General features: G+C 48.9%; 19 protein-coding genes and 1 tRNA gene. 18 read left to right on the top strand and 2 right to left on the bottom strand.

Going from position 1 to position 22,373, the window contains the following annotated elements:
- Nucleotides 1–2: 2 nt before the first annotated feature.
- Nucleotides 3–929, top strand: coding sequence for a DUF475 domain-containing protein (locus IPK84_02440; GenBank protein QQS16187.1), 927 nt, complete (start codon nt 3–5; stop codon nt 927–929).
- A 56-nt stretch (nt 930–985) separates the two neighbouring features.
- Here IPK84_02440 and IPK84_02435 read toward each other — a convergent pair whose 3' ends face one another.
- Both IPK84_02435 and IPK84_02430 read right to left on the bottom strand, forming a co-directional pair.
- Nucleotides 986–2,731 carry a threonine--tRNA ligase gene (locus IPK84_02435; protein QQS16186.1) on the bottom strand — a complete coding sequence of 582 codons (1,746 nt, stop codon included), beginning with the start codon at nt 2,729–2,731 and terminating at the stop codon, nt 986–988.
- Nucleotides 2,732–2,835: 104 nt separating this feature from the next.
- Entirely contained in the window at nt 2,836–4,290 is a 1,455-nt protein-coding gene (locus IPK84_02430; GenBank protein ID QQS16185.1) for a DUF4012 domain-containing protein, read from the bottom strand.
- 249 nt (nt 4,291–4,539) lie between these two features.
- On the opposite strand from IPK84_02430, the gene IPK84_02425 reads away from it, so the two are divergent.
- The 17 genes from IPK84_02425 (at nt 4,540) to IPK84_02345 (ending at nt 22,344) form a co-directional block, all read left to right on the top strand.
- A tRNA-Gly gene (locus IPK84_02425) sits at nt 4,540–4,610 on the top strand.
- A gap of 25 nt (nt 4,611–4,635) precedes the next feature.
- Nucleotides 4,636–5,166, top strand: coding sequence for a LytR C-terminal domain-containing protein (locus IPK84_02420; protein ID QQS16184.1), 531 nt, complete (start codon nt 4,636–4,638; stop codon nt 5,164–5,166).
- Nucleotides 5,167–5,335: 169 nt separating this feature from the next.
- Nucleotides 5,336–6,412 carry a PH domain-containing protein gene (locus IPK84_02415; protein QQS16183.1) on the top strand — a complete coding sequence of 359 codons (1,077 nt, stop codon included), beginning with the start codon at nt 5,336–5,338 and terminating at the stop codon, nt 6,410–6,412.
- A gap of 25 nt (nt 6,413–6,437) precedes the next feature.
- Nucleotides 6,438–6,881 carry a hypothetical protein gene (locus IPK84_02410; protein QQS16182.1) on the top strand — a complete coding sequence of 148 codons (444 nt, stop codon included), beginning with the start codon at nt 6,438–6,440 and terminating at the stop codon, nt 6,879–6,881.
- Nucleotides 6,882–6,992: 111 nt separating this feature from the next.
- The gene (locus tag IPK84_02405) at nt 6,993–7,193 is read left to right on the top strand and encodes a hypothetical protein (GenBank protein QQS16181.1); all 201 of its coding nucleotides are present in this window, start codon (nt 6,993–6,995) and stop codon (nt 7,191–7,193) included.
- A gap of 9 nt (nt 7,194–7,202) precedes the next feature.
- Nucleotides 7,203–8,324, top strand: coding sequence for a hypothetical protein (locus IPK84_02400; protein ID QQS16180.1), 1,122 nt, complete (start codon nt 7,203–7,205; stop codon nt 8,322–8,324).
- A gap of 135 nt (nt 8,325–8,459) precedes the next feature.
- On the top strand, nt 8,460–10,385 hold the full coding sequence (dnaG, locus tag IPK84_02395; protein QQS16179.1) for a DNA primase: 1,926 nt from the start codon (nt 8,460–8,462) through the stop codon (nt 10,383–10,385).
- An 85-nt stretch (nt 10,386–10,470) separates the two neighbouring features.
- Nucleotides 10,471–11,115, top strand: a complete 645-nt coding sequence (locus IPK84_02390; GenBank protein QQS16178.1) for a Type 1 glutamine amidotransferase-like domain-containing protein — start codon at nt 10,471–10,473, stop codon at nt 11,113–11,115.
- A 115-nt stretch (nt 11,116–11,230) separates the two neighbouring features.
- Nucleotides 11,231–12,685 carry an ABC-F family ATP-binding cassette domain-containing protein gene (locus tag IPK84_02385; GenBank protein QQS16177.1) on the top strand — a complete coding sequence of 485 codons (1,455 nt, stop codon included), beginning with the start codon at nt 11,231–11,233 and terminating at the stop codon, nt 12,683–12,685.
- Between the two features lie 171 nt (nt 12,686–12,856).
- The gene (locus tag IPK84_02380; GenBank protein QQS16176.1) at nt 12,857–13,207 is read left to right on the top strand and encodes a hypothetical protein; all 351 of its coding nucleotides are present in this window, start codon (nt 12,857–12,859) and stop codon (nt 13,205–13,207) included.
- Nucleotides 13,208–13,334: 127 nt separating this feature from the next.
- Nucleotides 13,335–14,468 (top strand): efflux RND transporter periplasmic adaptor subunit, encoded by a 1,134-nt coding sequence (locus IPK84_02375; GenBank protein QQS16175.1) that lies wholly within the window; start codon nt 13,335–13,337, stop codon nt 14,466–14,468.
- Between the two features lie 125 nt (nt 14,469–14,593).
- Nucleotides 14,594–15,331 (top strand): ABC transporter ATP-binding protein, encoded by a 738-nt coding sequence (locus IPK84_02370; GenBank protein ID QQS16174.1) that lies wholly within the window; start codon nt 14,594–14,596, stop codon nt 15,329–15,331.
- Nucleotides 15,332–15,356: 25 nt separating this feature from the next.
- A complete protein-coding gene (locus tag IPK84_02365; protein QQS16252.1) occupies nt 15,357–16,610 on the top strand; it encodes an ABC transporter permease in 1,254 nt (417 codons plus the stop codon).
- A gap of 80 nt (nt 16,611–16,690) precedes the next feature.
- Entirely contained in the window at nt 16,691–18,547 is a 1,857-nt protein-coding gene (locus IPK84_02360; GenBank protein QQS16173.1) for a hypothetical protein, read from the top strand.
- A 44-nt stretch (nt 18,548–18,591) separates the two neighbouring features.
- A complete protein-coding gene (locus tag IPK84_02355) occupies nt 18,592–20,502 on the top strand; it encodes a hypothetical protein (GenBank protein ID QQS16172.1) in 1,911 nt (636 codons plus the stop codon).
- Nucleotides 20,503–20,563: 61 nt separating this feature from the next.
- A complete protein-coding gene (locus IPK84_02350) occupies nt 20,564–22,048 on the top strand; it encodes a hypothetical protein (protein ID QQS16171.1) in 1,485 nt (494 codons plus the stop codon).
- On the top strand, nt 22,045–22,344 hold the full coding sequence (locus IPK84_02345; protein QQS16170.1) for a hypothetical protein: 300 nt from the start codon (nt 22,045–22,047) through the stop codon (nt 22,342–22,344). Before IPK84_02350 ends, IPK84_02345 begins: the two co-directional genes overlap by 4 nt.
- Nucleotides 22,345–22,373 lie beyond the last annotated feature (29 nt).

Below are 22,373 nucleotides of genomic sequence, written 5' to 3'. Positions count from 1 at the left end.
GTATGGATATTACTTCACTTATTCTCATTGTTCTCGGACTGTTTTTGTTTGAGGTGGTATCGAGTATCGACAATGCCATCATCAATGCACAAGTCTTGGGGACGATGGGAGAAAAATCGAAACGGTGGTTTCTGACGTGGGGATTGTTCTTTGCGGTCTTTGTGGTACGCGGGCTCTTGCCGTGGGCGATTATCTGGGCGGCGGCACCGGGGCTTGGACCGGTGGATGCATTTCTCTCGACGTTTTCCGGCGATGAAATGGTTCAAACGGCAATCGAAACAGCTGCGCCGATACTTCTTATGGGTGGCGGGGTTTTTCTCGTGTTTTTGTTTTTTCATTGGCTTTTCATGGAAGAGAAGTCGTTCGGACTTATCGGTGAGAAGTTTTTCTACTCGCAGGGTGTGTGGTTCTATGCCACGGTGTCGGTGCTTTTGACGGCGATTGTGTGGTTTGCATTGAAGCAGGACCCGATCGTAGCATTTGGAGCGGTTGTCGGATCAACAGTCTTCTTTATCACGCATGGATTCAAGCAACAGGCCGAGCAAAGTGAACAGCGAATGATCAATGCGTCTGGCGGGCTTTCGGATCTCAGTAAACTTCTCTATCTCGAGGCGATCGATATGACCTTCTCGATCGACGGCGTTCTCGGTGCGTTCGCCTTCACTTTTTCGGTACCGCTCATTCTTATCGGGAACAGTTTGGGAGCGCTTGCGGTTCGGCAATTTACCATGGGGAATATCGAGCGCATCAAACGCTATGCCTATCTCAAGAATGGAGCTATGTATTCGGTTCTGTCACTGGGAACGATTATGCTGCTTGAAGCCTTCGGTATGCATGTCCCGCCGTTTGCTGCTCCGTGCATCACATTTATCGTCGTAGGGTATTTCTTTTGGAAGTCGCGGAGAGAGATATTGTCGAATCCGGCATAGTTGGTCAAAGTTTTCGGAAATAAAAACCCCGGCAAGTGCGCCGGCGGTTTTTGATGTCAGTTCCCTTTCATTCTCTCTCGCTCTTCTGTTAGGCGGGCGAGAATTTCTTTGAGCGGGACTGTGCCGAGTTTTCCGATGTCTCGTGATTCAACGGTAGCGGTGTCGGATTCGACTTCTTGGTCTCCGATAACGAGCGTGTAGGGGACTTTCTTTATTTTTGTCTCACGGATGCGTTTGCCGAGACTTTCGTCGGCGTGTATTTCGACGCGAAAGTTTTCGTTGCGAAGCGTGTTGACGAGTTTTTCCGCATATGATCGGTGCGCTTCGCCGATGGGGAGTATGGCGATTTGAACAGGCGAAAGCCAAAACGGAAATGACCCGGCGCAGTGTTCAATCATGATTCCCATAAAGCGCTCGAGCGATCCGGAAATAGCGCGATGGATGACGACTGGGCGTTCCTTTTCGCCTTTTTCGTTTGCGAACGAGAGGTTGAAGCGTTCCGGGAGATTGAAGTCACATTGAATGGTGGCGAGTTGCCACTCTCGATCGAGAGCATCCTTGAACATAAAGTCGAGCTTGGGTCCGTAGAATGCGGCTTCGCCTTCGATGCGCTCATACGGGAGATAATTTTCTTTCGCAGAAGCTTCGAGAGCGTTCTCGGCGGTATTCCATATTTCGTCGGAGCCGAGGTATTTTCCATCTTTCCCGCGGACGGAAAGTCGAACCCAATAACCGTCTATCATGTTGAAGGTGGTGTAGAATTCTTTGATGATGGAAACAATGACGGAAACTTCTTCTCCTATGTGCGATGCGCGGCAGAAGAGATGCCCGTCGTCTTGTGTGATGGATCGGACGCGAGTGAGACCGGCAAGCTGACCCGATTTTTCGTCGCGATAGACAGTCGCCGGTTCAAAGTAGCGAACGGGCATGTCGCGATAACTCCAGTCATTGTCCGCGAATATTTGCATATGGTGCGGGCAGTTCATGGGCTTCAGGAAAAACTTTTCTTCTTTCCCCTGAACGCGGAAGAGTTCATCACCGAATTTTTCCGCGTGTCCCGAGGTTTGATACAGGGTTTCTTTGGCGATGTGCGGCGTCCAGACACGAGAATACCCTTTATTCTTATGGAGGTTCCAGAGATAATTTTCGATCTCTTGGCGGATAATCATGCCATGCGGCTGAAGAAGCGGAAGTCCTGAGCCGACAAGATCGGAGATAGTAAAGAGTTTGAGTTCCTTGCCGAGCTTTCGGTGATCACGTTTCTTGGCTTCTTCTTGTTGCCACTGGTATTTTTCGAGTGCGGCTTTGCTCTCAAAAGCGATGCCAGTGATGCGAGTGAGCTGCTCTCGTGATTCGTCACTTTTCCAGTAGGCGCCGGCGATGCGGGTGAGCGCAAAAGCATCGGCTGGAATTTCACCGGTGTTCTTGATGTGCGGACCCTCGCAAAGATCGACAAAGTCTGCTGTCTTGTATACGGAGATTGTTTCGTTTCGAGCGACTATTTCATCGATAAGTTCGAGCTTGTGCGGTTGGTTTTTGAGAAGTTTCCTAGCTTCACTTTCGGAAATTTCTTCGCGCGTGAAGTCAAGCTTTCGATTGATAAATTTGCGCATGGTTTTCTCGAGCGCTTTGAAGTCATTTTCTGAAACGGTTCTTCCTTGTGAAAATGCGAAGTCGTAGAAGAATCCGGTTTCGGTTGCGGGTCCGGTGCCGAGCTTTGCATCCGGGTCGAGTTCGAGAACGCTCATGGCGAGGAGATGGGCGAGTGAATGGCGAATGGCATCGATGGGGGATTGGCTCATACCGGTCTCGGAAAGGGGATTATATGGCGTATTCTTGCACACATTTTGATGAAAAAAAAGTCCCACTTGATGTGAGGGCTTTTTGTTTGCGTGGTCCGCTTGATCTATTGTTTTTTCTCCTCGATCTCCTGTATTTCAAGAATGAGGTCTTTTTTGAGGTCGTAGTGGGCGGTAAAATCGCCTTTGGATGTTTTCAGGTTGACTGTGACGGGAATGGTGCCGATGCCGGATTGCTTTTGAATGAGAAGTCGGTAGTTGTCTTCGGTGATCGTTGCGGGCAACTCATAGGAAATGCCGGTGGGGAGTGTTTGTCCGATGAGAGCGTCTACTTTGTAGCCGAAAACGGTTTTCTTGAAGGCTGCATCATCTTGAGTGCCGACACCGCCGGTTTTGACACGGCTGTTCTCGATATAGGTAGAACCAAGGGGCGCGTAGACGCGCGTATAGGTGTGATAGTCGCTCGTGCGCCAGTCGCCGTGAGTTGCTGTGTGCGCGTAGGTGTAGAGGAGTGTCGCTTTGGGGTGTTCGCCCGAGGTGAAGTCGACGGTGTATTCGAGAGAGCGTTTTATGTAAGCATCGCTTTTAAGTGCGCCCAAGTTGGCATCGACGACCATGAGCGAATCACTGCCCCAGTCTTTGGTGACCGATCCGTCCCAGTAGACGCTTGCAATAAGCGATTGCAAGGTTTCATCATGAAAGAAGAGCATGATGTCTTTGTTGCGAAGTTCTTCTTGGATGAGAGTGGCGATTTTTGGAATATTGTTGACCGTCGCGAGGCGGCTCATGATTTCGGCGGCGAGCTTTTTCATGATAGTTTTGCGGTTTTCTTTGGCAGTTGCCGAGACGTCGTCGCCGAGATAGTTTTTTTCAACCGCTTCTTCGAGTTGAAGTGCGCCGCCGTCCGATGAATATGTTCCAGGGTATCCGGGAATTGAGATAGGTCCGGTAAGTTCGAGCACATGATCGAAAACGACGGCGTCGACTGCGATGACGGCGTCGAACTTCTCCCGGCCGCCGCCCAAGCGGTAGAAATATTCCGCCTTTTGTGCGTTGGTGGGGAAGTCGGGAGAGAAATTCGAATCGCGGAGCATCCACTTGCGAATTTGCATGTAGCGAGTGAGTGGCCAGGGCGGAGTGATGGTAATCCCGGCATTTTTAATACGCTGATCGAGGAGGTTTGCATCTTCAACAAAAGTGGAAACGAGCTCGCCGTTTTTTATTTTGACAATAGCGTATTGTCCCAAAAAGCCACCGCCCGGGCGGAGCTCGTAGTTGTTCTGGAGCAGTATGAAGAAAGTGTATGTCTTGTCGTCGTGTGCGGTGAATGTCTGGATGAGTGTATTGGCAACGGAGACTTCTTTCTTGGTATCGGGTTCGAGGGGAAGAAGTTTGGAGACTTTTTCAAAAACGTCGAGCGTATGGAGTGCTATCTCTGTCTTGTGCGATGTGCTGTAGGAGAAAACAAAAAATCCCCCTCCGATGAGTGTGATTGTAATGAGTGCGCTAAGAATGCGTTTTTTGGTAAGCCACGCGGGAGGTGTGAGTGAAGGGAGATTCATATGGTATTGCGAAAGAAAAAACCGACGAGGGCATGAGGAATAGTAGCATGGGAACGATGAAGGTGGAAGGTGCTAGTTGTTGTACGGTTGCATGATTACCATTGTTGCGTGGCTTCATTGTTTCATTGTCGTATCGTTTCAGCGTCCTCTTGTTATGCGTAGTCAAAAGCGATTTTTTCCGTGCGTCTTTTTGATTTATCATCGCGTTTGTGATAGATTGGCGACGATAGTATTTTGGTTTGTTTGTATGCGAGTGTAGTATAGTGGCAGTACATAACCTTCCCAAGGTTGGGGCACGGGTCCGATTCCCGTCACTCGCTCAAAAGTTTGTGATACAATGAAAACATGAAGGAGGTTTTCATGGCATTGTTGGTGTTTGCAATTATCGGAGGCGGGATCGTTCTCGGGCTTCGATATCGCGAGCAGGTAAAAGAGGCAGCGGATGTTCGTCCGTCTATTGCTGAGTTTTCGTCGGCGGATCTGCCAGAAGATGACAGTGCTTCGGCAGGGGATCCTTCGATGAGCGATGGAACCGATGTGTCTGGTGATGCGGCAGGATCGGAGGACTCGCCTTCTCGTCCGGATGACCCGGAAACAATTGCAGTGTCGGTTCTGAATGGCGGTGCGGCGGGCGGAAGCGCGGGGAAAGTGACGACCTATCTCCAGTCAAAAGGATACAAAAAAGCAAAGGCGGGGAATACGAATGGGTCGAATGTTGGCATTGTCGTCTACTATTCGGAAGATATGGAAGACGAAGCGAAGGCGCTTCAGCTCGTGCTTCTCGACAGCTACAAAGGTGTCACCGCTTCTCCGGCAAAAGACGCGCAGAACAAAGACGCGGGAAGCGCGCCAATCGTCGTGATATTGGGATCGTGAATTCTTCGGAGACTCTGGTGAGGGAGGGTAACTTACCCCTTAAGGAGACTTATGAAGAGGCATTTTAAAAAATTATCTATTTTTATTGGGAACTGGTCCCTTCCCTTCCCTTCCTTTTCTTTGCCATAATTTTTCCTTCTCCGAAGGAATCAGTTGGTATAATACATATATGTATAACTCTCAAAATCTTCCCCTGAGCAAAAAGAAGATAATCAAAAAGACAATAAATTCAGTTGGAATATTGCCAATGATCTTGCTTTTGGTTTTATTCCCGATAGTTTCCTTTATGGGGAGTAGTTTAGATTTTCATATTGGAAACAAAGCTGCTCTGATTGCTTTTTTGGTTCTTTTTGTTCCATCCCTTATTATCTTGCTCATTGCACTCGGTTGGCAGTATTTATACTACAAGTATTACTACTACAATTTTGAAATGGACGGGGCTGAGATCAAGAAAGGTGTTATTTCAAATGCTACTGGACATGTAAGATATGGTAAAATCCAAAATATCTTTGTTGATCAAGATTTTCTTGATAGAGTTTTCGGTCTTTACGATGTGCACTATGAAACTGCTGGTGAAAGCTCTGATTTTTATTCACACGTGGATGGGTTGGAAAAAGAAAATGCTGATAAATTGGTGAAATTTTTGAATGAAAGAGTTCAAAACAAAGGCTACCAAAATCCTCAAACAACAAGCATTGCAGTAGAAAAAGAAGTGGAAGGTGCAACGATAAATGAAAATGATCAAAGAGTGCTCACGCGAGAGAATATGCCAATTGAAAAGAAGATCATTTTTGCTGATGTTGTTGTAAGAACAATTTTTTACTCAGTAGTTCTTATAATCGGACTTGGTTATATTGGAAACGCTGTGAGTGATGCTCTCAAACTTCCGCTTTCGGTATTTGGATATGGAATTGTTGTAATTCCTATCCTAACGCTTATTGTTAGCTATGTTATGGAATTGATTTGGTATAAGAACTACTATTTCAAATTTGATAGCCAAGGAGGCATAATAACAGAAAAAGTTCTATCAGCCAGAACTACCCACGTTTACTTTAATAGAGTTCAAAACATAGACATCTCACAATCAATAGTGGAAAGATTTTTAGGGCTTTATGAGGTTACTATGGAAACAGCCGCTGAGAGTACGGGTGATGGCTCTATAACAGTTACGGGGCTCAAAAAAGAAAATGCTGAAATTTTGAGAGATTTCCTATTGCAAAAGACTAAAAAGTATCAGTCAGCGTGATCTAGGATAAATAATCATAAACCAAATGAAAGAGAAAAAGCAGTCTGCAAATTGGAACATTGCAGCAACCCATTATTTGACGTCGGGTTTAGCTATGCCATTCTTGGTAGCACTTGTTCTCGGCATCCCAACGTTTTTGCTTATTGGAAAAGACGATGCTCTATTGGTAGTTATCGCGAATTCTGCGCTCTGGTTTCTTGGTATCTGGCTCGGCGTTAGATATTCTGCAAAATATCTTGCAAAAACTTACATTGTAAACGACAGTAACAAGGTTATAAAATTAGCCACTATTTACGCGGCTGTTTTGGGTGGGCTTTTCAGGATCAATAAAATGGATAAAGGTATTTCATTGGAAATGGCTGTAGATTTTATTCTATTTGTTGGCATCGTTATTGCTTTCTACCTATTCAGCAAAAAATACGTTCATAACACGCCAGCTGAAGAAATTCAGCCAACACCTGTTCAATAAGCTGAAAAACAAAATAAAAGCAAAACGCGACCCTTCGGTTGTTTCTGCTGAACTGGAGACGAGCATTTTCCTCTGTCAGAGTCCCCTCGGAGACTCCGGCGAGGAAATTCTATGTGCGATGAATATTACTCGCGTATGACTCATGATGAAGCGTTACATGCGATACGGGAGGCTACAGAATGCGCGATCGCAGAGCTTAAACGGCTGAATGCAAAGAAACGAGTGGTTTATGACCGTCTTTTTCATGACCTTGAAGTGGCGAAGATACGGGATCTTGAGAGGAAAATCGCAGGAGGAAAGACTGAAAAATAAGAAAACGCTATGAGTAAACGAGAGTCCTTCGGCGCAGGTCTTCTTGGAGGAAAAGAGGGGGAAGTAAAAGTAGAGTCGAGGCACATTGAAGATACTGAAAGGGAGGGAATTGAAGGAGGGGCGTCAACTGAGGCAGAGCGGATTCGGGAGCTTCGTAGTGCGGCGCAAGAATCTGAAGAGGATGTTGCGCGGGTTACTGGAGAAGGGGATGGTTTGGAATCTCATTTTTTGGAGAAAGCGCAAGGAATTGGCGTCCCTCCCGAAGCTGTAGAGGAAGTGCTGAGGCGGGAATCGAGGAATCTCCGAGGTATCTCTGTGGCAATGGACAGTGTTAAAGAGGATCACAAGCAGATGGTTGCGAAAATTTTGGGAGTTGCTCTTGCTGCTGGTGGTGTGGGAATGCCAGGGACAGTAAAGGCGCTTGAAATGGGGGTGGATACAGGAGGAGTGGCACAGAAAGCAACGAAGAGGATTGCCGGAGGCGTTCCTGTCAATTCCGTTTTGGTGGAAGCAATAGGGAAGATGACGCCTGGGATAAGGAAGGATGCGAATCGAATTGGACTTCAGGTTGCTGATGCTTCGGGAAGTTCGGCAGAACAATTGACAAAGAGATTAAAAGAAGAAACGGCAGCGTTAGAAGAACAACTGACGGAAAACGGGGATGAATCTTCGAGTCCTGGCGGTATTGTCGACAAAGAAAACGCGGATGATGGAAAGATCAATACTTCTTCGGATGTAGAGTTCGTTGGTGCAAAAATCCCGAAGGAAAGAGAGAAGACTCAGCAAGAAGAGCATGATGAAGTGCTCTATGGGGTTACGGTTGATGAACGATTTCGGGATCAGCAGAGATCGATGGCTGATTTGGCTGTTGACGCTGTGAAGGGCGCTGCTGTTCAAGCTGCTATTACCTTTGGGGAGAAGCGAGGATCTTCCCGCCGTTCGTTCGAGGCATCAGGAGGGGTGATCGATGAACCGGTGGGCAATACGGTTGATATTCCTCTCTATAAAAAGGATGTTGGAGAGAATGGCGCTCTCGAGTTGCAAGGAACCTTGACTCAGGGGCAAAAGAAAGGGCCTCTAAAATCAAAGGGCGGTGTCGGCGGTGATGTTATATACACGTGGGAGAAGTGATGGAAACGAACGCGAGCTTATTTTATTGATAAGAGACGTATTGAACTGTTGAATCGAGCTGGAGCATGGAAGGGCTACGCCCTTCTTTTTTTGTCGCTTGATCTTTTTGTGCAAAAGGCGATAGGCTAGGGATATATGAATACTGAAGTTGAAGACATCAAAGCGCGACTGTCTGTTAAAGATGTGATTGGCGGATATGTCCAGCTTACGAAGGCGGGTGTGAGCTGGAAGGGGCTTTGTCCGTTTCATAATGAGAAGAGCCCGTCGTTCGTCGTGAATGAGGAGCGGGCAAGTTGGCATTGTTTCGGTTGCAACAAGGGCGGAGATATCTTCTCATTCGTCATGGAGATGGACGGACTCTCGTTTCCGGAGGCGCTTGCGCTTCTTGCGGAGCGGGCTGGGGTTGTGCTGGAGCGTCGGACGCGCCGATTTGATCCCAGGCGATCGAGCGCGGATTTCGATGGCGGAGCAGCGTCTGGAAGTTTTGAAGGCAGCGAGGGCGTTGCCAAGGAGAGGATGTTGAGGATACTCGATCTCTCGTCGAAGTTTTTTGAGAAGCAATTGTGGGATGGTGCGGGGAAAAAAATAGCGCTTCCGTATTTGCAAGGCCGCGGGCTTTCGGATGAGAGCATCCGCATGTTCCGGCTTGGCTATGCGCTTCCCGGATGGCGGATGCTCTCGGATTTCCTGGCGGGTAAGGGTTTTTCTTTGTTGGAAATAGAAACAGCGGGAATGATGATTCGAAAACAACAAACGGGAAACTCAGATGCTGTCGTATTGCAGGGCGGCCTCGCTCGCAACGCTTCACGGAGTGATATGAGCGGATACGACCGATTTCGGGATCGGGTGACGTTTCCGATCCTCGATACGTCGGGGCGCGTGCTGGGGTTTTCGGCGCGCGTATTGCCGGGGGCGGATGATCCGCCAGCTGGCGGATCGGCGAAATACATCAATACGCCGGAGACGCCGGTGTACCACAAATCGCGGGCGCTCTACGGAATATTTCCGTCGCGGCAGGCGCTCCGATCAGAGGGCTTTGCACTTCTGGTCGAGGGGAATATGGATGTGATCGCGATGCACCAAGCAGGATTTTCAAATACGATGGCTGTGTCGGGAACGGCGCTCACGGATGAACAGCTTCGTCTGATCAAACGGTATACGGATACGCTCCGACTTTTCTTTGACATGGACAGTGCTGGACAGAAAGCGGCGAGAAAAAGCGCGGAGATGGCGATATCTCTCGGATTCTCAGTGTCGATCATTTCACTTCCTTCGGGGAAGGATGCGGCGGAGATGGCGAAAGAAAATATCGATGCTTTGCGAGAGGCGGTTTCTCATCCGAAGCCGGCACCGGAATACTTTCTCGAGGCGGCACTTGTGACATATGACGCAAAATCAGCGGAAGGGAAGCGGCGCATTGCTGATGATTTCTTGGGGCTTGTTTCGCTTGTCCCACAGCGCATCGAGCAGATGCATTGGGCGCATGTGCTTGCCGATCGTATTGGTGTTCCCGAGCAAACAGTTGTGACAATACTTCAGTCTCTGTCGGTATCGCAGCATGTTTCCCGTGAGGTGTATGCCAATCAATCAAATCAGAGTCTTTCTCCAGGGACCATGTCCTTTGAGCGGCAATCGGAAAAGCTCGGGCGCGATGTGGCAGGGATACTCCTTGCGTGCCCGGCACTCTTGCCACTCTCGCTCGAGGGCGCGGCGGAGCGCGTGTTCTCGGCGGTTGCAACACTGCCAATTCTCTCGTTTCTTGCCGGTGAAACCCCGGAAAGTTTCTCTTTTGCCAATATCCCGAGCGAACTCAAAGATGACGCGGCGGCACTTTCTTTTGTTGGAGAGAAGCTCTTGGGGATTTCTGGAGATACGTCAGATATTGATGTTGGGAAGGCGCGCGCATTTTTCGATGCAACGTGGCAGCACTTCGTTGACGCGCTTCGCAAGGAAGACATGCAATCAATAGAACGCGCTATGCGTGTTGCTCGCGAACGAAATGATACCGCGAAAGAACGTCAGCTTATTGCGGAATTGGTTCGGGTTGGGGGAGAGAAATAGAATGTCGGAGCGATTTTTCCAGGGCGGTTAGTGCGCGGCTTGTGAATAGCTGAAAGTATTTCAAATAAGCAAAAGGCACTTCTCTATGAAACTTCTTCTTACTTCTGTGGGGCTGACACATAAAAAAGTTCGGGATTTCTTTGTGTCTCAATTTGATACGCTTGAAGATAAGAAAGTCTGCTTGGTTTTTACGGTTCGAACGGAAGATGATTGGAAATGGCTTGATTTGTACGATGAAGAATTGAAGGATATCGGACTCGCGTATGATGCGGTGAATATATCCGAAGAGAAAGATCTTTCTGGCCTGCCAGCGTACGATATCTACTATATTTGTGGCGGCAACACCTTTTATATCTTGGATCGACTCAGAAAAACGCATCTCAACAAAAGGCTCGTGGAAGAGATCGAAAAAGGAAAGTTTTATATCGGTGTAAGCGCAGGCTCTATTGTTGTTGGCCCCAATATTCAGACTGCCGGAGTTTCCGGAGAGGCCGGAGATGAAAATGATATTCATCTTGAAGATTTGAGCGGGTTCAATCTCGTTCCGTTTTGTATGGCTCCTCACTTTGTTGAGCGACTTGGAGGAAAAATAGAACGTCTGCAAAAGGAAATCGGGAAGCCGATTGCGGCTATAACGGATGAACAGGCGATCTTTGTGACGGATCGAGGGCAACAGCTGATAGGGGATAGTGGCGGACTCTTTCTTGGGTGTCATTTCGACGGAGCGTAAAGAATGAGGATGTAACGATGGTCGGTCTTTGTGCGGCGCTCTTTTTGTTTGCCTTTTTTCTCTCTTTTTCTGTCATTCTGAAAGACACCTTGGAATTTTTCTTGGGGGTTTTCATATGTCCGACAATATTGTTTTGCGGTTTGAGAACGTGTCATTTGAATATAGTCACAAGAAGCCCGTTTTGGACGAGGTGAGTTTTTCGGTGCGGGCGGGGTTCAAAGCGGTCTTGATGGGGCAGAATGGCGCAGGGAAGAGCTCGCTCTTCAAGCTCATCATGGGTGAGCTAGTGCCGACCGGGGGACGGATCTCGATTGACTCCGGGGCGAGTGTTGCAATTGCGCGGCAGACGGTATCGCGCGACGAGCTTGATCTTACGGTGGAGGAGTTTTTTGCGAAGTGTTTTTCCGAGAAGAAATGGAATCTCCCGGCGCTTATTCAAAAGGTGCTTGAGGTGGTGCATTTGCCAGTGCCGCCTTTAACTAAGAAGCTTCGATCGTTCTCCGGCGGGCAGCAGGCTCGACTCTTGCTTGCTTCCGCACTTATTCAGAATCCGGATATTCTCTTGCTTGATGAGCCGACGAATAATCTGGATGCCGATGGTATCGCGCATCTTACGCAATTTCTCATCGACTATAGAAAGACTTGCTTGGTGATTTCGCACGATGCTGATTTTTTGAATGCGTTTACGCAGGGTGTTCTCTATCTGGACATTTTTACGCAGAAGGTGGAACAGTACGCGGGCGATTACTACGATGTGGTTGAAGAGATAGCGCGCCGCATCGAAAAGGCTGAGCGCGAGAACGCGCGTCGCGAGCATACGATCAAAGAGAAGCGCGCGCAGGCGAATGTGTTCGCACACAAGGGCGGGAAGCTTCGCAGCGTTGCAAAGCGTATGCGGACCCTCGCGGATGATTTGGAGGAGAATAAGGCGGATATTCGTCGCGAAGACAAAACACTGCCGTCGTTCGACATGGCATCATCGGATATGACGGGTCCGATCGTGAATATTCTCGCGGCGTCAGTAGTTCGAGATGGCAAGGCCACACTCCGCCCGATCAACCTTGTGCTCAAGAGGAAGACGCATCTCTTGATTTCGGGACCCAACGGTATTGGGAAAAGTACGTTTCTTGAAGCGCTTGCGTCGGGAGACAATCGTGTCGCGGAAATTTCTGAGGGCGTGAAAGTCGGCTACTATCGGCAAGATTTTTCGACGCTGGACTTTAATGAAACGGTTGCGGAATCGCTCCGTGCTTCGATGAAGGGCGGCGGTATGGAAGATGTCTACAAAACGGCGGCGCGGTTTCTCTTGCCGGCGTCGCTCATTCAAAATAAAATCGAGAGTTTGTCCGAGGGGCAAAAGGGACTTCTTATGTTTGCCAAGCTTTTCCTTGAAGAACCGGATTTACTCATTCTTGACGAGCCGACGAATCATATTAACTTCCGTCATTTGCCGATTATTGCTGAGGCGCTCGATCGGTATGCGGGCACGATGATTCTCGTGAGTCACGACTACAATTTCGTCGCGCAAATTCGCATCGATGAAGCGATTGACTTAGAGTCGATTGCATGACGAAACTAATAGTTTGTTTTCTGTGCCGGAGGTTCCGGCTTTTTGCTTTTGAGTTTTCGCGCTTTTGATGTATGTGCAAACTCTCAGGAGCGGGCGCGTATTAAGGATATGCTGGGGTATTGCAGAGTTTTGTGCGCTGGTATTTAACTCGGGTGATCTCACATTGTATTTATGTCGATACATACAACAAAAGCAGCTATTTTCGGAGCTGCGTTCGCAGGTCTCTCGGCGGGTGTTTTGATGCTTTCGGGATGCAGCTTCTCCGGAAGTGATTCGGGCGCTCCGCAGGGATTGGGAAATGGCGGGTTTTCGTCTGCAGAGAATGTTGCCGCATGTTCAGGGAAATCCGCGGGTGATTCTTGCGAGTTTCCTTCTCGAGATGGAAATTCGACTGTATCCGGGTCATGTAAGCAGATGAAAAACAGCGATACGCTCTCATGCATGCCGGACCGTCCGATGGGAGGGAATGGCAATGGAACCGGAATGGGGAGTGGGCCTCGGAGTAGCTCTTCCTCTCAGTAAGTTTGAATTTTGAGGCGGAGAAACATTGTGACGGTGTTATATCGGAATAGTGATGTTGATTGTGAGGCTTCTTTGTTTTTGATATCCTGCTGAAAGAGAGAGCTGGGCTTGTTTTTAGATTCTTCTTATGAATGAGCGAACAGGGTTGGCGAAGTTTCGGAGATTTGTTATTCCGACTCTCATTGTCTTGGCAGTATTGGGTGGCGCTTACTACTTTTGGTTTCGATCGACTGATACGACGAGCAGTGCGTCGACAATCAAAACAACGACGGTGAAGCGGGGCGATCTTGTGTCATCTGTGACGGGGAGCGGACAGGTGTATGCCGAGTCCTCGGTCGATTTGAAATCGGTAGTTGCGGGTGATGCTATCGACGTGGTAAGTGTTTCGGTGAAGAATGACCAGGAAGTGAAAAAGGGCGATCTTATCGCGACACTTGATATGGAAGATGCGCAGAAATCTGTCCGCGATGCGGAACTTTCTTTGCGGAGTGCCGAGATTAAGATGGCGCAGACAGAGAAGCTGTACAAGCATGAAACCGAAGATGATCGTCGGACTCGCCAGTTGCAAGAGGTTGTTGTTCGAGATGCGGAGAATCGTCTCTCGGACGCGAAGGAAGATTTGCAGAAGTATCTCATTCGTGCGCCGTTTGACGGGGTCGTAACCGGGCTTTCGGTGTCTGCGGGGGACTCTGTTTCGCGAGATGATATCTTGGCGACGATTATCTCCAAAAAACTCTATGCAAAGGTTTTGCTCAATGAAGTGGATGCGGCAAGTGTTTCCGTCGGACAGCAAACCAAGATTTCTTTTAGCGCGGTTGAGGCTTCAGATGTTCCCGGGGTTGTCTCGAAAATCGATACGATTGGGACGGTGAGTAGCGGCGTTGTGTCGTATAATGCCGAGATTGGTTTCGATGATGTCCCGGAAAATTTGAAACCGGGCATGAGCGCTGATGTCGAGATTATTTTGAGCGAAGCAAAGAATGTCTTGTATATTCCCACATCTGCGCTTCGTTCGGATGGGAATGCGAAGTATGTACTTGCCTTGGATGCTTCCAAAAATAAAGGAAATTCTTCTCTTACCGAAGACATGTTTCGGAAAGTTACAGTGACTCTTGGGAATTCCGATGATGTTTCAACAGAGGTGCGGAGTGGTTTGAGCGAGGGCGATGTGATTATGACCACAAAGTCATCTTCTTCAGCTTCCAATTCAACAACCTCTTCTTCCTCCCGAAGGACGGGTGGCGGCATGTTTCCTTTCTAAAAAAATAGTTTCGTGTTGGGGATTCCGAATATCTCTGTATTGTGAGCTTAGATATTTCGCGGAGGTCATGGATCGGTGTTGTTCTTGCGATTTTCGGAAGGTTGTATTCCAGGGCGTCTCCTGTAATGGCTCGAGCAGATTTATTTATTTGTCTTACGCGTGTGATCGAGTGTTCAAATCTGAAGAAAACGTATGTGAACGGCGATTCGGAAACGCTTGCGCTTCAGGGGGCATCGCTTTCCATTCGTGATGGGGAATTTGTTTCCATTATGGGGCCATCTGGATCGGGAAAGTCGACCTTGATGCATATTCTTGGCCTCTTGGACTCTCCGACGAGTGGCGAATATTTTCTTGATGGAAAAGATGTCTCGAAGCTTTCCGAAGATGAGCTTGCCGATATTCGCGTGCGGAAGATCGGTTTCGTTTTCCAGGCGTTCAACCTTTTGCCACGGACGACTGTGCTGCGGAATGTGATGTTGCCGCTCATTTATGAGGGTGTGCCAAGGAGTGATCGATTGTCTCGCGCAGAAGAAGCGCTTCGCGCGGTGGGCTTTCCGGAAGATCGGTGGAACCATCTCTCGAATCAGCTTTCGGGCGGGCAGATGCAACGCGTTGCTATCGCTCGGGCGCTTGTGAATCACCCGTCACTTATTCTTGCCGATGAGCCGACGGGGAATCTCGATACCAAGACGGGTGTTTTGGTGCTCGAGGCATTCCGAAGATTGAATACCGAGCAGGGGCATACGATTGTGCTGATCACGCATGAACCAGATGTCGCAGCGCATACCGATCGGATTATCTCTATTCGAGACGGTGAACTGGTGAGCGATGTGTCGAATTCATATCGGTCTTCTCGTCGCTGATTATCTTTTGAATTGTACAGATGCTATGTTCTTCTCTGATATTTTCTTTGAGACGACAACAGCGCTTCTTGCGAACAAAGTGCGAACCGGGCTGACGGTGCTTGGTATCGTGATCGGTATCGGCTCGGTGATTGCAATGGTGGCTATCGGGACTGGTGCGCAGCAGTCTGTTCAGGAGAGTATTCAGTCTATTGGATCGAATCTTCTCATGGTGCGTCCCGGGTCGCAACGCGGTCCCGGACAGCCAGTGAGTCAGGGTCAGGGATCGGCAGTAACGCTGACACTGGAGGATTCCGATGCCATCAAAGACGCCGTTTCTTCTATTGAGGCGATTGCTCCGGTGGTTTCGAGTAACTCTCAAGTTATAGCCAACGGACAAAATACACGGACATCCATAAGTGGTACGACGCCGGACTATGTTTCTGTTCGAAATCTCGGGATTGATGCGGGACAATTTTTTACCGCGGAACAGAATACTCGGCTTGCCAAAGTTGCCGTTCTTGGTCCGGATGTCGTGGATTCCTTGTTTGGAGATGGGTCGTCGACTGATACCTCCATAGTTGATTCCGCCGATGTTGTCGGGAAGAAAATACGTATAGGCGGCATTGATTTCACGGTGATCGGTACGACGGCTTCGAAGGGCGGAAGCGGGTTTGGTAGTGAAGATGATGTCATCTATGTGCCGATCTCGACGGCTATGCAGTATCTCTCGGGGAGCGATGCGTTGTCACTTATCAATATTACTATTGCCCATGAGTCGGAAATGGATGCGGCGTCAGAAGAAATTACGGCGCTCTTACGAGAGCGTCACGGACTCTCTGGGGATGACGCTTCCGATTTTCGCGTCATGAACCAATCCGATATTGTTCAAACAGCAACGTCGGTAACGAGCACGTTCACATTGTTGCTCGGCGCCGTTGCCGGCATATCGCTCTTGGTCGGCGGTATCGGCATTATGAATATGATGCTCACGACAGTGACAGAGCGGACGCGTGAGATCGGATTGCGCAAGGCGATCGGTGCGAAGCGGCGAGATATCAGTCGGCAATTTCTCGTTGAATCAATCGTACTGACATTCTGTGGAGGTGTTCTTGGTGTGTTGCTCGGGTGGCTTGCTGCTTTTCTTTTTTCGAAGTTCGGCAGTATGACAACGCAAGTATCTCTGTCATCGGTTCTAGTAGCTTTCGGAGTTTCTGCGGCTATCGGTGTGCTCTTTGGGTGGTATCCGGCGCGTCGTGCGTCGAGTCTGAATCCGATTGAAGCGCTTCGATACGAATAGAAGACGCGACTCTTGACAGTGCGAAGAAAGGTCACTTTGATTCGGTGATATAATAAAAGAAACACACCTATCACATCGCTATGGAGCGTTCTCTGGACCGTTCGGTTCTTGGAGTTTCGTCAGTTGGGAAGAATGTATATCTCTATGTGCGTGATTCCCAAGGGAAATCGAATCGGCCAATATCTGTTCTGAGTAGTTTGGACGGAATCTCCTTTGAGCCAATACAGAAAGAGTTTATTTTTACGAGACTTTTGGGGAGTCTTCGTCTGCGTCCGGATATTTCGGATGTTTTTTGTATTTCGGAAATTTCTTCTGCGGAAGATTCTTTTTTTCTTTCTTGTAAGAGAAAGACAAGTGATGGTACTTTTCGAAGTGCATCAGGGTTTTCTTCCGATGGCATTGAATGGAGCGATATCTCGGACATAGAAGGTTTGCGCGAGACGGGAAGAGTTGTTTCTTTGCAAGCAGGGCGAGAAAAGTATGGGTTTTTCTTTGGCGAGCGTACTGTGAAATTGGCAGTATCGACCGATTTGAAACATTGGAATATAAAGCGCTCGGCAATTTTGAAACCTCGCGAAGGATATTTCGACGAGGGGCCGATACGTCTTGTGGCGGCGATTCCTGCCGGGAATGGAATTATTCTTCTGTACGCTTCCGAAACTCATGATGGGCGATGGCTTCTCGGTTCTGCTTTGGCAGAGAAAGAGAATCCGAAAACGATTCTCTGGCGGTCGGAGGAAGCTCTGTGGGAGTCTCCCGATTCGTGGATTGGGAAGGATGTGCGGTATATCGGGTCTGTCTTGCGGGCGAAGAAAGTCCTCGTGTATTGGAGTGTTGATGGGAAGCTGTTTGTGGAAGAAATCGCTCAATTTTGGAAAGTTTCCAGAAATGCTTCGGTGTCCGTTGTTCCCGATAGCATGAAGCTCGAACGTTATGCGGGAAATCCCATTCTTGCTTCTCGAAAGGAGTATGATTGGGAGGCGGGCGAGGTCTTTAATCCGGCAGCGTTCCTTTCTGATGATGGCATGGTGCATATTCTCTACCGTGCGATCGGAAAGAATGGTTTGTCGACGGTCGGCTACGCCAATAGTCGTGACGGTTTCTCGATACATGAGCGACTTGATGTGCCCATCTATGTTTCTTCGCCAACCCTCGATGATGTGAAGGTAACGAGGATTCAAGAGTCATGTACGACGCCGTATGCTTCCGGTAGCGGATGGGGAGGAAGCGAGGATCCGAAAGTGACCTGTATCGAGGATACGCTCTATATGACGTACACTGCATTTGATGGGTATAATTTTCCGCGAGTGGCGCTTACAAAGATTTCCGTTGATGACTTTTTGGCGAAAAAATGGAATTGGTCGCGCCCGGTGATGATTTCGCCGCCTGGGGAAATTCACAAAAACTGGACCATATTCCCCGAGAAAATTCACGGGAGGTTTGCTGTGCTTCATAGCATCAGCCCCGAAGTGCGCATCGATTATCTCGACAATCTCGATTTTGACGGAGAGACTTTTATCAAAAGCGAGCATGTTAAGACGCCACTTAAGGGACGATGGGAATTGCTTGTGCGCGGTGTCGGTCCGTCGCCGATAAAAACAAAAGAGGGGTGGCTCGTGCTCTACCATGCGACAACTCGGGACTGCGGATACAAACTCGGAGCGATGATTCTTGATAAGAAGGATCCGACGAAAGTGATTGCCCGATCAAAGGCGGCAATTCTTGAACCGAAGGTGTGGTATGAAAACGAGGGGACAAAGCCTCGCATTGTCTATAGTTGTGGGGCGGTTGTGAAGGATGAAACACTTTTTGTATACTATGGAAGTGCCGATACGGTGACGTGTGTGGCGACTGTGCCGATTGCTCGGTTGCTTGATGCGCTGCTTCATTCGAATAAGGTAGTGCCGACACGGTATGTGAAATTGGGGGACGAGTAGGTTGCAGGTGTTCGACGTTCAAGATTTTTCTAAATGGAAACGATATGATTCGAGTTGAACGATCGAATGAGAATCCGGTTCTGGTTGGGGAGAGTGGAAATTTTTGGGAGCGATCCGCAGCGTTTAACGGCTGTCCGGTGCAGAGGGGAAAGTGGATTGATCTGGTGTATCGGGCGCAGTCGTCGCGAGTACTGCACGAAGGAGAAACGTATGAAGTGTCTTCGATCGGATGTGCCATGAGTGCTGATGGGATTCATTTTGAGAAACATCGCCAATTTATTCTTCCTGAAGAATCATGGGAACGATTCGGATGCGAGGATCCCCGTGTCACAGCGATAGATGGAACCTATTATATTTTCTATACGGCGCTTTCGACATACCCGTTTTCAGCAGAAGGAATAAAAGTGGCGGTAGCGCTTTCAAAAGATCTCCGAAGAGTGGATGAGAAGCACTTGGTAACGCCTTTCAATGCGAAAGCCATGACGCTTTTCCCGGAGAAGGTGAATGGGAAATTTGCGGCGATATTGACGGCAAATACCGATCGTCCGCCATCCACCATCGGGCTTGCTTTGTTTGATAGCATTGAAGATATATGGTCCGAAGCATATTGGAATGCATGGTATTCGAATCTTTCGGCGCATGAGATTCGACTTCAACGGGGCGATTCCGATCATGTTGAGATCGGTGCTTCACCTCTCCTCACGGAAGACGGGTGGCTTTTGATTTATTCGCATATACGGAATTATTTTACTGAGCGAAAGATATTCGGCATTGAGGCGGTTCTCCTTGATCGAAGTGACCCGCGAAAAATACTTGCGAGGACCGATGCGCCGCTTCTTGTGCCCGAAGAAGAGTATGAATTGTATGGAAAGGTTCCGAATATTGTTTTTCCGTCAGGAGCTATTCTTCGTCGTGGAAAATTGTTTCTTTACTACGGTGCAGCCGACTCGACTTGCTGTGTTGCCACGTGTGACGCGAAGAAGTTGCTTCGGTCGCTTTCGTATCCAAACAGAAAACTCTCCTTCGAGCGCGCTCCGAAGAATCCCGTTCTCTCGCCTGTTTCGGAGCATGCTTGGGAGGCGAAAGGAGTATTCAATCCGGGGGTTATCCGGGATGGCGGGAGAACGCATATTATGTATCGCGCGCTTTCGAATGGCGATACATCGGTCTTTGGATATGCGTCGAGCCGTGACGGTTTGACCATTGACGAGCGAAGCTCGGAGCCGGCCTATGTGCCGCGGGAGCCTTTTGAGATGCGGGCTGGCGGAGGCTATTCCGGATGCGAGGACCCGCGACTCACACGCATCGACGATACGATTTTTATGTTCTACACGGCAGTGGATGGGGCGAATGCTCCCCGTGTGGCGATTACTTCTCTTGGGCGAAAAGAATTTCTCGCGAAACAGTGGCATCGTTGGACATTGCCGAAGCTTATATCGCCACCGGGTATCGATGACAAGGACGCTTGTGTTTTCCCGGAGAAGATTCGTGGGAAATACGTGGTGCTTCATCGGATACAACCGTCGATAGACATTAACTTCTTTGATGATCTGGAGTTTTCCGGAGGATCGATGTTATCGCAAAGCCCATTTATTCTGCCGAGGCAGGGTATGTGGGATGATCAAAAAATCGGACTCAATACGGTTCCGATCCGGACTGATCGCGGATGGCTTCTTTTGTATCACGGTGTTTCGAGCGAGGGGTCGGTGTATCGGCTGGGCGCGGCCTTGCTCGATATCGATCACCCGGAGCGCGTGCTCGCAAGGAGTGATTCGCCTCTTTTCGAGCCGGAAATGGAATACGAGAAAGTCGGCATTGTTCCGAATGTTGTTTTTCCTTGCGGTGCGACGCTTCATGCCGGAAAAATCTTCATATATTATGGCGGTGCTGATCGCGTGGTCGGCGTCGCATCGATGCGACTTAGCGCTCTGCTCAAGAGTCTTACGGGAGAATGAAAAACTTCCCGGGTTTGGAATGTATGACGGGAAGTAGCGGGTGAAATGGTATACTGTGCTCATGGGATATTCTCAGCGGCGCGCGACGCGGTTTCGGCGAGTACGGCTGGCACTTCGAATGCACATAGGGGTGACTGTGGGCATTCTGGTTTTTTATGCGTTTCTCGGGTTTCTCTGGGGACCGAGGTTTTCTTTTGCTGATTTTCAAAAAACATGGAGTGTATTTGCAGATGATGTGACAGTGTCGGCGGTTGTGCCGGAACCGCCGGTTTCGCCGGTTGTTACTGTCGATGCGGCATGTCTTTCCGATGTGCTTTCGGTGAGTCTTGATTGGGCGGATGACAGTGGTTCGACATCGTTTGATATCTACCGCGATAGTTTGCTTCTTGTTTCGGGACTTACGAGCTCATCGTATATCGATACGAACCTTTCTCCGGGAACGGAGTATTCCTACGTGGTAGTTGCGTACGGTCCGATGGGTGCGGGTGTTGCTTCGTCGGATCCGGTTTCGGTGCTAACTCCGTCCGACTGTCTTTCTTCGCTTTCCCCAACACTTACCATTGTGACAGTTGCGGGTACGAATGTTTCTTCGCTCTCCAGTGTTTCCATTTCTGATGCGACGCCGATGCTCACTGGGACGAGTAACATGCCGAACGCGAGCGTTTCGGTGTCGATTGTCGGTGCCACATCGGTCTATGTGACATTCCTGACAAACTCAAATGGTTATTGGGAGTGGACGCCGAGTACCTCGCTTTCTTCCGGTGACTATACGCTTACGGTGACGGTGACGCATCCTTTGTATTCGCTTCAAACCGCAAGCGATTCTTTGATGCTCTCCGTTTCTGTTTCGTCCGGATCGGACGATGACGACGGTGAGCATAGAAAGAAAAAGAAGAAAAAGACCCCTGCTGTTTCAGTTGCCTCTCCGATCTATCGTGTTCCTCCGGCGCTGCCGATATTTCAGCCAATCCCTGCTGAGGGTTTGTCGGGGACGATTCTGGGTGCGCCGCTATCGATGTCTCTCGGTGTGGTAAATGCCGGCGGATGGGTTTTCCAATCACGCACACTCGAAACGCTGCTTTCGATCAATCGATTGGATCGATCGCTCGAAAATCAGTCCGGAGATATTTCATATACGGTGTATGACGTTTCTCATGAGAAGGTTTTTGAATCCACGCGTACAATAGCGATGCGTCGTGGGGGAGAGTATCGCGAGACTATCCCGATTCCTCGTGAGTGGGCATCGGGCGATTATTCTGTTGTCGCACGACTTCATGTCCATGATATGAATATTGAAGCGGAGATGTCATTTCGAGTTATCGAACTTCCGCTCTTCGATTTTGGCGGCGGAATTGTTGTGACCCGGGATGACACTTTGCGATTCCTTGGCTGGGCGTCTCTTGGGTCGGTTCTTTCTCTTCTGCTGGTGCTTTTGCTTTTTGTTCGCGAGTATTGGAGATATGCGCATGCGACGAAACAGGTGAACGAAGAATCGTTCTTTCGCTTCTTAACGGCTCGGAAAGGAAAGGGGGTGGATCGACCATGAACATGCCTCTCGTTATAGTGGCTCTGGATGTTATGGTGATGTTGTTGCTTTTTGTGTCGCTCGTGTTTGCGGTCGGTATTGTCTGGCGAGTGGAGAAAGAACTGGATGTATCGTACAAGTTCTTCGTAGGAGCGCTTGTTTTTTTGCTTCTCTCGGAATTCGTCGGGAAGATTTTCTCGGAGACGATTTTTTTTACAATTCTTTCGGCAATATTCAAAGTTATCTTTGCCGGACTGCTCCTTGCTGGTATTTGGACGATGCGAGATTTGATTCGCCGTCTCGATGGGGAGAAATAGGATGACCTCAGTACATCTGTTTATGCTCA

Source organism: Candidatus Moraniibacteriota bacterium (assembly GCA_016699875.1).
GTDB lineage: Bacteria > Patescibacteriota > Minisyncoccia > Moranbacterales > UBA1568.
Note: the sequence above shows the minus strand (reverse complement) of the source record. Positions and strands in the feature narration are given on the sequence as shown.